The 14083-nt window shown below is 53.7% G+C and carries 11 protein-coding genes; 8 read left to right on the top strand and 3 right to left on the bottom strand.

Annotation, left to right across the window (positions count from 1 at the left end; translation table 11 throughout):
* Positions 1-62: 62 nt before the first annotated feature.
* From AC2FGB_RS10870 to AC2FGB_RS10850, 5 genes are all read left to right on the top strand, one after another.
* A complete protein-coding gene (locus AC2FGB_RS10870; RefSeq protein WP_496694428.1) occupies positions 63-566 on the top strand; it encodes an outer membrane protein in 504 nt (167 codons plus the stop codon).
* A gap of 387 nt (positions 567-953) precedes the next feature.
* Positions 954-2057: an alpha/beta fold hydrolase gene (locus tag AC2FGB_RS10865; protein ID WP_496694429.1), complete on the top strand. Its 1104-nt coding sequence runs from the start codon at positions 954-956 to the stop codon at positions 2055-2057.
* Positions 2058-2137: 80 nt separating this feature from the next.
* On the top strand, positions 2138-2650 hold the full coding sequence (locus AC2FGB_RS10860; protein ID WP_496694430.1) for a DUF6653 family protein: 513 nt from the start codon (positions 2138-2140) through the stop codon (positions 2648-2650).
* Between the two features lie 38 nt (positions 2651-2688).
* Positions 2689-3435 carry an alpha/beta fold hydrolase gene (locus AC2FGB_RS10855; RefSeq protein ID WP_496694431.1) on the top strand — a complete coding sequence of 249 codons (747 nt, stop codon included), beginning with the start codon at positions 2689-2691 and terminating at the stop codon, positions 3433-3435.
* 460 nt (positions 3436-3895) lie between these two features.
* Positions 3896-4228, top strand: coding sequence for an NIPSNAP family protein (locus tag AC2FGB_RS10850; protein ID WP_496694432.1), 333 nt, complete (start codon positions 3896-3898; stop codon positions 4226-4228).
* A gap of 292 nt (positions 4229-4520) precedes the next feature.
* On the opposite strand, the gene AC2FGB_RS10845 is transcribed toward AC2FGB_RS10850, so the two are convergent.
* On the bottom strand, positions 4521-5483 hold the full coding sequence (locus tag AC2FGB_RS10845) for a GlxA family transcriptional regulator (protein ID WP_496710139.1): 963 nt from the start codon (positions 5481-5483) through the stop codon (positions 4521-4523).
* A 597-nt stretch (positions 5484-6080) separates the two neighbouring features.
* Positions 6081-6281, bottom strand: a complete 201-nt coding sequence (locus AC2FGB_RS10840; protein ID WP_496694434.1) for a hypothetical protein — start codon at positions 6279-6281, stop codon at positions 6081-6083.
* Positions 6282-6418: 137 nt separating this feature from the next.
* Between AC2FGB_RS10840 and AC2FGB_RS10835 the strand changes: the two genes are divergently transcribed.
* Positions 6419-7588, top strand: coding sequence for an alpha/beta hydrolase (locus tag AC2FGB_RS10835; RefSeq protein WP_496710140.1), 1170 nt, complete (start codon positions 6419-6421; stop codon positions 7586-7588).
* A gap of 174 nt (positions 7589-7762) precedes the next feature.
* On the opposite strand, the gene AC2FGB_RS10830 is transcribed toward AC2FGB_RS10835, so the two are convergent.
* Positions 7763-8620, bottom strand: coding sequence for a LysR substrate-binding domain-containing protein (locus AC2FGB_RS10830; protein ID WP_496694436.1), 858 nt, complete (start codon positions 8618-8620; stop codon positions 7763-7765).
* Between the two features lie 85 nt (positions 8621-8705).
* On the opposite strand from AC2FGB_RS10830, the gene AC2FGB_RS10825 reads away from it, so the two are divergent.
* On the top strand, positions 8706-9728 hold the full coding sequence (locus tag AC2FGB_RS10825) for a permease (protein ID WP_496710141.1): 1023 nt from the start codon (positions 8706-8708) through the stop codon (positions 9726-9728).
* 484 nt (positions 9729-10212) lie between these two features.
* Positions 10213-14010: a hypothetical protein gene (locus AC2FGB_RS10820; protein ID WP_496694438.1), complete on the top strand. Its 3798-nt coding sequence runs from the start codon at positions 10213-10215 to the stop codon at positions 14008-14010.
* Positions 14011-14083 lie beyond the last annotated feature (73 nt).

The raw sequence follows: 14083 nt of genomic DNA, 5'->3' as shown, positions 1-14083 counted from the left end.
GCATCACGCATGCCCAGCGTCCAGATGGTCTTTCCGTACAATCAAGAGAACAGACCTTTTAAATGAAGACTATCACGATGATCACACTGGCAGCCATGATGCCAACTTTGTCCTTGGCAAATGAAAGCTGGACCGGTTTCAATGCGGGCTTGCAGCTATCCACAATCGATGTCTCCAAGGGCAACAACGACAATGGAAATGCAGCCCTGGGTCTCCATGCCGGTTACCTTCACGATTTTGACGGTTACGTAATTGGTGGTGAACTTACTTATGACGCGGGCGCTGAGGTTGAGTCCGGAGGGAAAGCCGAAAAAGTCGATACTGTACGCCTGAAGTTCAAAGGTGGTCATGTATTTGGCCGGACATACCTTTATGGCGTGATTGGTTACGCAAACATTGATGGCGGATCCAAGAGCGAAGACGGCTATTCCGCTGGTATTGGCGTGACCTATCGCGCGACGGACAGGGTTCTGGTTGGTCTTGAATACCTACGAGACACGTACGACACGTCTGGTGATGATATCACGGCTGACTCTGTCGCGCTTCGGGTGTCCTACAAGTTCTAGCTGTAGCCATTCGAGATTTCGAAAATGGCGGGGGACTTCAAACGGTTCCCCATTTTTCTACCACATTCAAATTCCGGAGAGGCGCCAGGTGACTAACGTGCCAACTCTAAAGACCGAACGGCTAAACTTAACACCACTTAAAGTAAAAGCCTGGCTCGGTTATCTTACTTTTATGGCCTCGAAGCGCCCAGCGTTTATGGGCGGTCCTGTTTTCCCGCGTTTACCCAAACATGGCGAGCTGGCATTCCTATCTAATCACATGCGTCGCGATATTGGTCTCCCAGAATATGGCAAGCGCGAGCCCAATCTCTATCTGAGATAATGAGTTCAGGTCGCAACCGAATTCGAGACGCCACCACAATGCTTTAATCCAATGGACAGCGAACAATGTACTCATTCAAACTTCAACGCCGTCTCTTACTGTTGACATTCTGTGCCGCCAATTTTGCTGGGTCGTCATTTGCCCAGGATCGTAAAGAAATTGCCGTGACGCGCAGCGGCGAAGATGTTGCAGCCAAAGAGTGTTTCGGAAGCTTCGTTTCACAGGAAATAATTGTTCTTGGCGGGATTGAGCAAACGATACTTATTCGCACTTGTGATTTGTCCCAACCGGTCCTGCTGTTTTTGCACGGGGGTCCCGGTGGTGCCGTGATGCCCTGGGTCGATCTGTTCCACACGCCCTTGCTGGAAGAAAGCTTTGTCGTTGTCCACTGGGATCAACGCGGAGCCGGAAGTTCATTCAACGAAGATCTCACGGTAGAAGACATCACGCCATCCAAGTTGGTGGTGGATACGCTTCAACTCACCAACCTCCTACGCGACCGCTTTGGGCAAGAAAAAATATTCCTGACCGGCCAGTCCTGGGGCAGCGCGCTAGGGTTCATGACTATCGCAGAGGATAGTTCCCCCTATCACGCGTTCATCCCAACGTCAGAGCGTGTCGCGTGGGTACGCAGTATGAACATGGGTTTTGAATGGGCCCTGGATCAGGCGAAAGTTCGTGGCGATGTTGAAACTCAGCGGAAACTCAAGTCGATTGAGCCGTTCGATGCATTAGACGAGGCAGATCTCACCGTTCAGCGCGAAGTTTTGGCAGAATATGGAGCTGGAGACTTTCACACTGAAGGGCTATGGGATCGCTATCTCTCTTATGTGCTAGAAGGGCAGAGCCCCTACTACGCGGACGCACAGGTTAAGAACTATCTCCGCGGTCTTGAGCTATCGAGCACAGCAATTGAACAGCCCGAGATTGTTGGTGCATACGACCTCTTCACCTCGCACCCGGTCCTAGATCTACCGGTCCACTTTATAACCGGAGCAGAAGACCAGAACACACCAGCCGATCTTGCACAGGAATATTACGAACACCTGAAGGCTCCAGCGAAGAGTTTTACCCGTATCGATGGCGCTGCCCATAGGGTGATGTACGACCAACCCAATGCCTGGGCTGAAGCCCTGGTTCAAATAAGAAACCAGACGCCTACCAACTGACGAGCGGCCCAGCGTCGTCATACACTTCAATCAATTCGACCCTTTCCATTTTCGGAGAGGTGGATCCTGGAGTTGAAAAAATGGACATAGCTCGATTTTCCGAACGCCTCATGGGCATGAAGGACGAGGTTTGGCTGCAGCATGCAAACCCTTGGTCCGTTTGGACCCGTGTGTTGACACCCCTGCCGCTTCTGGCGTTGGCAATCTGGAGCAGAGCATGGATTGGTTATTGGGCATGGCTTGCGGTCGGTGTCGTTCTTGTCTGGATATGGATCAATCCACGCGCTTTTTCGCGGCCGGAGACTTTCGACAGTTGGTCTGCACAGGGTGTTCTCGGCGAGCGTGTCTGGCTGTGGCATCGCGACAAAGTTGCGGAACATCATAAGCGCGTCGCAAATACGGTCGCCATTGTCAGCGGCGCTGGTCTTTTGCCGTTTGCCTATGGTCTGTGGGCATTCGACTTAGGGTTCACTTGCCTCGGCATGGTTGTGATCTCGGGCGGCAAGATGTGGTTTGTAGACCGCATGGCCTGGGTTTGGAGCGACTTCCTGCGCGACGGTGGAACTTTAGATGATCTGACGGTTGGCAGTTGATCTGTGGCGCCACATTTAAACCACTCGGGAATACGATCATGAAGAAAGTAGTGTTTTGCCACGGTATGCCTGGCAGCCCATCAGATGCGGAGCTACTAAGTAAGGCCAATCCTGGTATTGAAGCCATTGCTCTGAATTTGCTGAACTTTGATCCGAAGGCCATCGACGCAGATCTTTGTGATGCCATAGATACAGCGTTGGGGGAAAACGACGGCGAGTGTGTGCATGTGGTTGGCTTTTCCATCGGCGCCATGGCGGCAATAAAAGTTGCGGCGTCCAGGCCAAACCTGGTTGGCCGACTAACATTGATATCGCCCGCTGCCCCACTTTTCATAGGTGATTTTCTACCCAAGATGGCGGGAAAACCGGTTTTTGAATTGGCCATGAAGCGTCCACGGATACTCCGGTTGCTGACGCGTCTTCAAAGTTTGCTGACCCGGTTTTTTCCAGAAACTATGGTCAAAGTATTGTTCGCAAAGTGCGGCCCTACGGAAAGAGTTCTTTTAGAAGACGAGACCTTCGTCAGCGTTATGAAAAAGGCGCTATCGGAGAGCTTCGTACAGAGGCCAGCGGCCTATCTTGCATTTATCAGCGCCTATGTCGCGGATTGGAGCGAAACTATGTCAGCGGTGCAGTGCGACGTCATCCTTTGGCACGGGACTAATGACACTTGGTCGCCGGTTGAAATGTCTCACTCGCTAAAGGGTGTGTTTGGTGAAAAAGCCACAATAAACTTGGTTCAAGGCGCTGAACACTATTCAACCCTAGTACAAGCTGAACTGTAGTTCACACTCAAGATTGACGCTTTTGGAGGTGTACAGATTCTGGATAATATACTGATTTCGTTTAAAATAGGCACTCGAAGGAAGAGGCGTCTTTGGCTCGGTCACCTCGGCTGGAGGCAGTCGGATGTTCGACCGGATTCATCAAGAAAATGCATGCGGCATCGCCCCGAAATTCGACGTATGAAATTCATATGCGGCAAGATCCGTTATTTCGGTCAATCGATGGCTAGTGGGTCTAGACAGACTTTGTTCGAACTTGGCGGACTTCTACAGAGATTTGGTATCAACCACATCCATAATGCGGAGGGAGATATCATGGGTTATCAAGATTGACGTGGGTGCGGAAACCCAGGAAGTTTTGAGTTCCTAGTGTCACAAATGAGTACGTTAAGTGGTACGGTAAGGATCAATCTCAACAGACTTCCCCCAAGAGTACATTCAAAGCAAACAGGCTACGCGCATGATTATCGAAGTTCGTCGCTACATATTAAAACCCGGACGTCGTGAGGAGTTTATCGAGTTCTTTGAACAAGAGAATCGTATTGCATTGCGCGACGCTGGGATGCTGGTCTTTGGCCCTCTGCGGGATCTGGACAATCCTGACAAAGTCCACTGGATGCGGGCATTCTCGTCGCTCGAGGAGCGAGACAGGATCAAAGATAGTTTCTACAAAGGACCGGTATGGAATGAGCACATCGAGCCCTTGGTAATGCCCTTAATCCTCCATTTCGAGGCGGATGTGACCGAAACAACAAACGGGTTTGAGAGTTTCGGGGGTGGCGTATCTCTCTGAATTCCGGGGCCCACAATCCGAAGGGCTCACAGAAGAGAACAAGACACGCTCCGCAACACCGATTGTTGCCACTGGTGTGTACGCGGTGAGTGGCGATAACCCGAGACAGACCGTGATCGCATGGCAAAATTACGTCGCCAAACCGGCAGCTTGATCGCGCATGTTAGTAAATGCAAGGCACGGATTTGAATGTCCGCTCCGGCCTGCCCGCCAGTCACTGACGTGTAGGGCAGAGAAAGGCGGCACCGGGCCCTAAGCGATCAATAGGATTGCCAATCTTAAACACCGTCCATCAGGAGTAGCTAGAAAGTCGAGACTGGCCGAACATTTTGCGATGTTCGACAGGGGTCAGTCCAGTCTTTCGCTTGAACAACCTCCTGAACGACGGCGTATCGGAATAGCCGACTGCTTCTCCAACCTCCGCGACGGAGTCGTCGGTAGTTTCAAGCAACTGCCGCGCCTCTTCAATTCGCAGCGCCAAAACGTAATCTTGCGGTGACTTACTCGTTGCTTTGCGAAAGCGTCGTGCAAACGTAGTTGGCGGCAACCCGGAACGTTTAGCCATTTCTGCGACTGGGTTATCGATGGCGTAATTGTCGGAAATCCATAACTGAGCCCGTGAGATAATGGCGTCAGCATGAGGTGCCGTAGTGATCATTGAACTGAATGGTGACTGAAGTTCTCCGCGGTTGGCCATAAGCCAGACTTTTGCTGCCCGTACCGCCCTTTGCGTGCCGCCGTAATGCGCGATCAGGAACGTAGCGAGTTCCTGCCACCCGGTTGTCCCACCTGACGTAACGGGTCCGCGGGACGCATCAGAAAAGCAAAGGCCGCGGTCGATGCGAAGCCGCACATTTGGGTAAAACCTTCGAAAAAGGCCTTCCCAAGCCCAATGTGTGGTCGCTTCAATCCCATCCAAGATACCTATTTCCGCCAGATAGACCGCCCCGGTACAGGCTGACACGATACGCGTCTTGGCCAAGTCGCGCTTAGCAAGCCACGCTAAACAAGGATGTTGTTCGGGGTCGAGCCGGTCGTGCGGTGAAAGTGTCAGTCCAGGTACGACAATAATATCAGCGTGGTCTGCGTTCTTAAATGTCTGGTCTGGCGCGATCCAGACGCCACTTCCGCAACGAAACCCCTCAATGTCCGGGCCAACGAGGCTGACGTCAAACACCGGCACAGGCTCCTCGCCGCTCACCAGATGTTCCCAATCCCGCCCTGCGGCCACCAAAGTGTCATATAGGCCAAACACGCTGGAGGCGCTGGTTTCTGGGCTGGCAACGACCTGAACCGAAAATGGCATCTCTAAAATTCCCAAAGTGGTGAATTTGCCCCCTTTTTAGCTGTTTTGCCACTCACACCCAACGAAAAATGTCGTGCAGTCTTCAAGGGCGCGTAGTTCGCTGGAGGTGTTAGCGATGATGAACGCAGTTTGGAGATTATTTTTTGACCGTGAAAAGCCGATTTTTTTGAAGAGACCTGCGCTCGGAAAACTTAACCGAACAGATGACCAAGGAAGAGGAACCGACAACTGCAAAGTTACGGAAGAGATGTGGAAATCGGTGATCTATATTGGACCAGGCTGTTCACTGATGAGAGACCGTTAGTTTGAGCAATTTCGATGTCAACTTCGTCCGCATCTCGGAAACTGCAAAGCTTGGTTTTGGATATCCGCTTCGGGCTGAAAATAGATCGTAAGAAGAGCAAACAGACTGAAAGTTCAACGGAAGAGAAACTGCGAAAACCAAATTTCTTCAACGTTGCTTAGCATTTGTGGCACTTCATCTCGCCAAAAGCTGATACTTTGATGCCAACCACTAAAGTTCTTGATGGGTCGGGCAAAAAGATATCAACTTTGCAAGTCCGCTGGCTTATTGGCAACGCGATCTTTTAGGACTGTCCAGGCTGATTGCAGGCGTTCCCATCTGTTCAGCATTGCCTCGGCCCTGCATTCTGAGATCTTTCGGTTGGTCTCGGCTTTGGTGAGCAATTCTTGCGGATCGTGGTGCCCAACGGTCTTCATAAGGTTAAGATCAAACGGCGATTGCATCTTCGGGTCTCCTTATTGTGTCAACTCGAGGATGAAATGAAATTGAACATCGTTCTTGCAGAAACTCCTTAGAAACCCCTGTGATTTCCCTTCGATTTAGTTAGAATCCGGCGAAGTTATCAAAAAGAGTAGCTTCCTTGATCTATCGCTTTGCCGAATGCGAATTGGATACCGCAAACCAGCGACTGACGCGTGGTGAAAGCGAAGTGGCTATCGAGCCTCAGGTATTCGACTTGCTTCGACTACTTGTCGAAAATCCGGGGCGGCTAGTGACCCGCGACGAGATTTTGGCGGAGGTTTGGGACGGACGCATCGTTTCGGAAAGTGCCATCAGTGCGCGGATTGCATCCGCTCGCAAGGCTGTCGGCGACGATGGAAAACGTCAGGGCGTCATTCGCACGCACCACGGCAGAGGGCTGGAGTTCGTCGCCCAGGTGGATACCTCTACTGCCGTCATGCCCACTGAAAAAGATCAACCAGAGCCTCCGAAAGTCAAATATGCCTTTTCGGTCAGGGGACACTCGCTTGCCTATCTCGTGTCTGGCTCGGGACCTCCATTGTTTCAACTCGATGGTCCTCCCCTTAGCAAAGAAAAAGCTTGGCACATCCCTATTCTGCGCGACGGTTACACTGCCTATCGAGAAGGTAGAACGCTCGTGCAAATGGATTGGGCCGGAACCGGTCTGTCCGATTCATTCGATGATGCCCTCAGTATCGAGGAGAATGTAGAAGATATTATTTCGGTGGCAGATGCGGTCGGACTCGAGCAATTTGCATTGATGAGCGAATCCGGCGCCTGTTTGGAGGCCGTGACCTTGGCCGCTTTGCACCCTGAAAGGGTTAGTCGACTGGTGATCGTCGGTGGCTATACCGAAGGCCGAACGCTGCGAGAGCCTGAGGGACGTCCAGAAGTTCTCAAGACCATGATGGAGGCTGGTTGGGATCACTTGGAAGGCGGCATAGCTACCGCCTTCACGACGGCGTATTTTCCAGAAGGCCCATCGGAGGCCATACCGCATATGGTAGGATTAATGCAGCAAAGTGCATCTCGGGATTTTGCACTGAGCATGCGAGACAGGACCAACAATGCATCGACAACGCATCTCTTAAGCGAGATTCAATGCCCGACGCTAATTGTTCAGGGTCGCAACGATGCCGTGCATCCTTTGGTTCAGGCCAAAAAACTTGCAGCTGGCATCCCCAATGCCGAACTTTTGGTACTGGAAAGCGCCAACCATTTGCCTTTACCAGGCCATCCAACCTGGGACCGTTACATCCCTGCACTGCGCGCCTTTCTGGACGGCTAAGGAGACCGACATCGAGTCGCAACGAACGGCAGATCTGTTTAGCGACACGAGAATTGCAAAGTCGGTTTTTGAAGGTCTGCTTCGGGCTGCGACCAGCAATTGATGCTTGCTGCGGAGAACGGCAACACCGAGTCCGACCTGCCCATTCGACAGAGCGCAGCGAAAGTCAGCTTTTTATGGCTTGGTCATAAATGCGGCTCGGATCGCCTCTTTCATAGCGTCCTGAGGCCCTCGTTCTTTCGACTTGCTGGATGCCATCACCAGCTTGGAGGCAGGTGTGTTCCCGAAGCCCAATGCGTCGTTCACCACAGATAGACCTGCGTGAAACGACGAGCGACCAAGTAGACCTACTGCAATCCCAGCTTCAACCGCTGCAATCACGCCAGAGACGCTCTGGCTGGAATATACAACGCGATATGGCTCTCCGCGGGCCTGCAATGAATTGACTGCCGCGTCGCGCCACCAGCATGCATGATCGAACAAGGCAACCGGAAGGCTTTCATCGATCTGAAAATTGCGGCGCGCCGACGACACCCAACAAGTTGGGTCTTCATAAAGAACTTCCTCATGGCTGGACGGGTTTTCGACCTCATAGACCGCAAGGTCCAGCGAACCTTTGTCGAGGGCCTCGGGAAAACTGGTGCTCAGAGCGCATGTGACATCCAGTTCGACTTTCGGATGATGGCGGGTGAAGGTCGCAATGATCGCCGCGAGTTTCGTTCGTCCGTGATCGTCGGGTATGCCCAAACGTAGTTTCCCGCTTACAGTGTTCTGGGAAATCTCCCGTAGTGCCGCGTCGAGACGTGCCGTCACCTCCTGCGCGACTGGAAAGAGCTTTCGTCCCGTGTCGCTCAGGACCACCCCGCGACCATGCCTGTCAAAGACCGGCTGACCCAGGATCGCTTCGAGGCGCTTGATTTGAAGACTCGTTGCAGACTGCGACCGGTGGATGCGGGCGGCACCGTCTGTGACGCTGCCGGCATCGGCCACGGCGACGAAGGTTCGCAGAAGATCGCTATCCAGGTTTTCCATTTGTTTTTCCAATACCGGAAATTGAAACTATGCGTTTCACAGATGCCTCGCGCCGCACTATTTTTCAAGGTCAGAGGAGTATCCCATGTCCGATCAGACAGATGCCAACCGACCATCCAACCGGAAACCTTTAGTGTGGGGCCTGTTTCTGCTTCTGTTGGCAGGCGTAGGTCTTGCTTGGCCGGAACACGCCGCAAACGCATCAATGTTCGTCGTATGGGGTCTAATTGTCGTTGCCCCCATTGTTATTCCGGGCATCGTTCTAGCAGCCTGGATCATCGCAAGCGGCGCGGATACCCACATCGCTAGTGCCTTCGAGGGCAGGACACTGAGAGCGGTTTTGGCTGCATCGCTCATCGGAGCCATCACGCCGGTCTGCGGTGTGACAGTGCTGCCCTTAATGGCCGGATTGATGGCAGCGGGCGTGCCACTCGCTCCGATCATGGCATTCTGGCTATCCTCCCCAATAACTGATCCGGCGATGCTCGCGACAACAGCCGCGACACTGGGTTTGAGCTTTGCGATCGGCAAAACACTCGCAGCTTTCGGATTAGGCATATTCGGGGGCGTGGTCACAGGGCTATTCGCCAAGACACCTTGGGCAATGAGCGCGCTTCGAGACAATGGTTTTGCGCGCCAACTGAGTGCTGCACGATGCGGAAGGGATCAACCCTTTGATCCATGGGTATGGCGGTCTGAGGCACGAAGGCATTCTTTCAGCAGACAGTTCTGGGCGACCACGCGGCTGATCCTGATCTGCCTGATCCCGGCATTTGCCGCCGAGTATGCCCTGAACACCGCACTGACGCCAGGCGCACTAGCAACATATGTTGGCGAAGACAAATGGTGGGCAATACCCGCCGCAGTCTTCGTCGGTGCCCCGGCCTATATCGACGGTTACGCTGCGCTCCCGCTGACACGCGGGTTGATCGACAACGGCATGTCCGAAGGCGCGGCGATGGCTTTCCTTGTCTCGGGCGGTGTTGTCAGCATCTGGGGTGCTATGGCCATCGCACCGGTGCTCAAATTGCAACCGTTCATGCTCTATCTGCTGCTTGCAGTTCTGGGGTCGCTTGGGGCGGGGTATGTCTTTGGGTGGATCGTCTGAGATTCAGCGTTAACGGGAAGCAGACGTTCAGCAACCGGCAGCTTCGTCCGCAATGTGTGAGTACGAGCAGCGCCAAAATTTGCAATTGCAGCGAATGACCGAAATGCGGGCTGCGACCGCAGAATGCCAGCAGGGTGCCGAATGTCTCTTATGGGCCGCTCAGTGCTTTTGGCTGCGTGCGCGGTAAAATTGCACAATAACCTGTTCTTCACGTCAGAGCTGTGCGGCATTTTGCACTTGGCACCGTGCGGAAGAAGTGCGGTGTCCATTGCTGATAATGCCTCCGAGCGGTGACGCCCTAGGTGGCATCTGATTGACATTTTGGGTATTTTGGCGCAAAATAAAAGCATATTTAAACAGCATTAACACTATTCAAAATTTGCAAATCACACTTGGTCGAGATTGGTGTAAAGCGTCCTATTTGGCGCAATTCCCAAGAGAAATTGACAGAAGTTCATTTTTAAAACGGAGGCTTACTTTAGCTATGTCCAGTCTTATTCAATCTGTTTTCGGTCGTGTCACCCAACAGGAAAACGGTCAGTCCGTACACGGAATATTGGTCAAGATTCAGGCGGTATTTGGGGATGGCTGGCGCAAGCGAGACGGCTGTAAGATCGATCTTGGATGCGTCCTGACGGCCGCCGATGGCCGATTTGTGCTCATAGTGGATTCGTCGAAAATACCCGAAGACTGTCGATGTGCAGGTCCGATGGAATTGCGGATAAAGCTGCGCGACCGCGATGGCGTGCGCATCCATAAAGCTCGGCTCAAGATTGAGGATTGTTCCTGCACCGACGATATTAAAATCGACGTCGCCATCCCGGCAAAGAAGCTGGCGTGTCACCTGAGGCGCCCGTTAAGCTGGGCTGCACCGGATAAGCCGTTTTTGCCAGAAAGCGTTCTTGATGACATTGAGGAAGCGCTTGAGCTTGCGGATGCTGATCGGTTGCTGCGCAAGCGCACTCACTTCTTTGAGTGCATCCGCCCGACGCTTGCGATTTTTGACAACTCGCTTAGTGATGCCTGGAGTGTTCTGAACGGAGACGTCGCTGCCAAGGGGCGCTATGTGGATGTACTCAATGCTCTTTGTGCCACGTCGCCAACAGGCTGCGGCTGTGGCGGCGCATCCGGGGATGATGCAGGCGGTATCTTGCAGGACATTTTTTCCGACGACTGCAATGATGACAGCTGTAGGCCCATCAAATCCAAACCCAACCCGGTGTGCTGTTCCGACCATGTCTGCCCGACCGGTAAGTCCCTGATCGCTGACAAAGACATGAGCTTGATGGTCTTTGCGGCCATGCATGTATCCTGTGGTCACAGACCAACAATGATCAAATACGTCGGCGCGCTGCTTGAACAACGTTGCCGGTTCCAGGTGTTGACCGCGCTTCATGAAGCAGCTGTCAACCTGATTTGCAAGAAGCCGCACGCAGGGCGTCATTTTAAGGATCTGCTCGAATATGTGATGTGCATCTGCACCGGTCAAACCCCTTGCGGACAAGTGCCTTGCTGTCAAACTTGTGTCCGCCAGCCCATCCTGGATTGCATCACGGATGCCTATAGAAACTGGTGCAGTATCGAATGCTACACCGTGACCAAGATCAACCCAGAGCGTGCCTGCCCCGGTGACACGGTTGCGATCTGCGGGTGCGGGTTTGGCGATATTGCGGGGCAAGTGCAGTTCACCCAGCATGGCACGATGAACCCCGGTCCGATCGCTGTGCCGACCTCGTGGTCAGACGAACGCATCTGCGTGATCGTCCCGTCCAGTGCAGGATGTGGTTTGGCGATCATTCCTCCGACCCAAACGATCAGCGTCTGCGATCGTTTCCTGGACTATCGAAAAAGCGGCACGATGTTGGCTGAATTCGAAGGTACAAGCGCTGACATTCTCAAGTTTATCGTCAAAGGGCATCAGAACGACGACTGCCTGTTACCCGGCGAGGTTCTGAAAATCCGCTGGAAGGTCTGCGCCGCTGACTCAGTGACTGTGCGCATCGTCAATACAGACACCGGCGCTGCCATTGCGCAGATTTCACCGGCCCCCGATCTGGGACGCTGGGATTTCGATCAGACTGACTTCGACCAAACGACCCGAGTGCGGGTCGAAATCGTCGTGACCGGTAAATGTAAACCTCCTACAGTAAGTCAGGGCTTAGACCTCGTTTTCCAGAACCCGCCGGATCTATCCATCGACGGGGTCGAGGTAACGCAGGCGATTCAGTATTTCCGAGCCAACCAGCATCTGACTGATCCAGCTGACCGCGGCCCGGACAACTCCCTTCAACTTGTTGCCAATAAATCGGCCTGGGTGCGGACATATCTGCGCAGTGGGCAGGATCCGAATTTCGATAATGGGCAGCTCGGCAATGTCAGTGGCACACTTCAAGTGGAACGCCGGGTTGGTGGGATCTGGTCCACGGTGGCCAATATCGTTCCGACCAATGCCCCGGTGACAGCGCAGGACAGTTTCTCAAGCTACGACGCAGAGAGACGCGACATTGATGCGACGCTGAACTTCATTATCCCTGCCAACGTAATGACCGGGCTCTTGCGCCTTTCTATCACTGTCTCGTCGCCAGACGATTGCTATGGAGGCAGCGGCACGGCCCAACAGCTTGTTGATGTCGATCTTGAGCAAGAGTTGCGCGTTGCAGCCGTCACAATTGGCTATAACGGTCCACCGATGGGCGGCGGCGCCAATATTACCTTGCCTGCCCCCAACGCAGCACAAGTTGCCGCTGATACCAGCTTTGCCCTTCGGGTTTTCCCGGTAGGCAGTACGCCCAATGTGCGTATCATCGACAGTCAGACAACAACACAAGGTCTGACAAACAACAATTTCCCAGCGGGGGGATGCGATCCCAACTGGACGCCGATCCTGAATTTCGTGGCTAACGCGCGCACGAATGACGGTAATCAGGGCGATTGGCTTTACTATGGACTGGTCAATGCGGCGATCCCGCGCTCGCATGGCAACACAGGATGCGCCAGCGGCGGCAACGGCGCTGGCTTGTCCGGTAGCCCGATCACGTTGGCGCATGAGTTGGGCCATCAGGCGGGTTTACCACATGCCCCATGTGGCACGGTCGGCACGCCAAACGCGAGCTACCCGCTTTACGAGCCTTACGATACCGGCATGACAACGACCGATAGCAATGGCAACACTGTCTATTCGGATGCGAGCATCGGCGAATACGGCCTCGACACAAATGACGGGACAATACACCGGCCAGCCAACAGTGAGGATCTGATGGGTTATTGCGGCCCCCGGTGGGTCTCGATCTTTACGCATAACTATATGCTGAACCGCGCCGAATTTGACCCGGTGGCGCTGGCAACAGGCGTGTCTGGCGGCAATTCGGTGGGGGCAGGCGCCATGGAAGTCGACAGGCAAGACCAGATGCGTCCTTTCGTGACGATCGTGGGAGAGGTCGGCAAAGACATGCAGGTCTCGGTCGCAAGCCTCGTACGGGTTCCAACCCGGCCCTTGCGGATGTCTGGCGCGCGTACCGATCTAGTTTTGCAGTTGATCGGGGACAAGGACGAGGTGATCTCATCTGCGCCGGTGTTCACAATGGATAATCACGACGCCAATGGCGATGGCTGCGGTTGCGGCGGAGGCGATAAAAAGGATCCGCCTAAACCGCCGTATAGTTTCATTGCGGCAATGGGCGATGTCGGCTCCGGAATTGCAATCCGCATCTGCCAGGGGGACGCAGTCATATGGGAGCGCAAGCGACCGGCACGGCCGGTTAAATTGGCTTCGGCTGAAGCCAGCATTGGCAAGTCTGGTCTAAAGGTTTCCTGGAAAACGACCGGTGCCAAGCGTGGTTACGATCCCGATATTTGGCTGCAATGGTCTTCTGATGGTGAACGCTGGAACGGGCTCAGGGTTGGTGCGAGAGGTAACAGCGTTGAGATCGACCCCAACACCATTCCGGTCGACAAGGTTTGGATTAGGGTCCTTGCTCATGACGGTTACTTCACCGCAACGGCAGACACCAAGCAAGTTAAACTGCCACTAGCGCCACCCGAACTCGCCATTATTCACCCCTCTGAGGGGCAAGTGGTGCGCCCGGACCGACCGCTGCATCTCTGGGGTACATTCACTGGCCGCACCGAAGCAAAATCCGTTGAATGGTATCTGGACGGCAAGAATGTCGCCAAAGATCTGGATGCTTGGATCGATGTACCCAAGCCAGGTGACCATGTGGCGGAGCTGCGCGTTAAAGACGCAAACCCGGTAACTGTCAAGTTTTCTACAGGTGAGCGCTAGGGTCAGGACCCATTGATTTCCGTTTTGCGGCGTGATTCACGGTTCAAAAACGAGCGGTGAACATGTCTGATCT

It is taken from the genome of Ruegeria sp. CDSC021, assembly GCF_059610845.1.
Note: the sequence above shows the minus strand (reverse complement) of the source record. Positions and strands in the feature narration are given on the sequence as shown.

Bases quoted from the DNA above. Each gene is read 5' to 3' on its own strand.
- AC2FGB_RS10870 (WP_496694428.1), top strand. From the start codon at position 63: ATGAAGACTATCACGATGATCACACTGGCAGCCATGATGCCAACTTTG.
- AC2FGB_RS10865 (WP_496694429.1), top strand. From the start codon at position 954: ATGTACTCATTCAAACTTCAACGCCGTCTCTTACTGTTGACATTCTGT.
- AC2FGB_RS10860 (WP_496694430.1), top strand. From the start codon at position 2,138: ATGGACATAGCTCGATTTTCCGAACGCCTCATGGGCATGAAGGACGAG.
- AC2FGB_RS10855 (WP_496694431.1), top strand. From the start codon at position 2,689: ATGAAGAAAGTAGTGTTTTGCCACGGTATGCCTGGCAGCCCATCAGAT.
- AC2FGB_RS10850 (WP_496694432.1), top strand. From the start codon at position 3,896: ATGATTATCGAAGTTCGTCGCTACATATTAAAACCCGGACGTCGTGAG.
- AC2FGB_RS10840 (WP_496694434.1), bottom strand. From the start codon at position 6,281: ATGCAATCGCCGTTTGATCTTAACCTTATGAAGACCGTTGGGCACCAC.
- AC2FGB_RS10830 (WP_496694436.1), bottom strand. From the start codon at position 8,620: ATGGAAAACCTGGATAGCGATCTTCTGCGAACCTTCGTCGCCGTGGCC.
- AC2FGB_RS10825 (WP_496710141.1), top strand. From the start codon at position 8,706: ATGTCCGATCAGACAGATGCCAACCGACCATCCAACCGGAAACCTTTA.
- AC2FGB_RS10820 (WP_496694438.1), top strand. From the start codon at position 10,213: ATGTCCAGTCTTATTCAATCTGTTTTCGGTCGTGTCACCCAACAGGAA.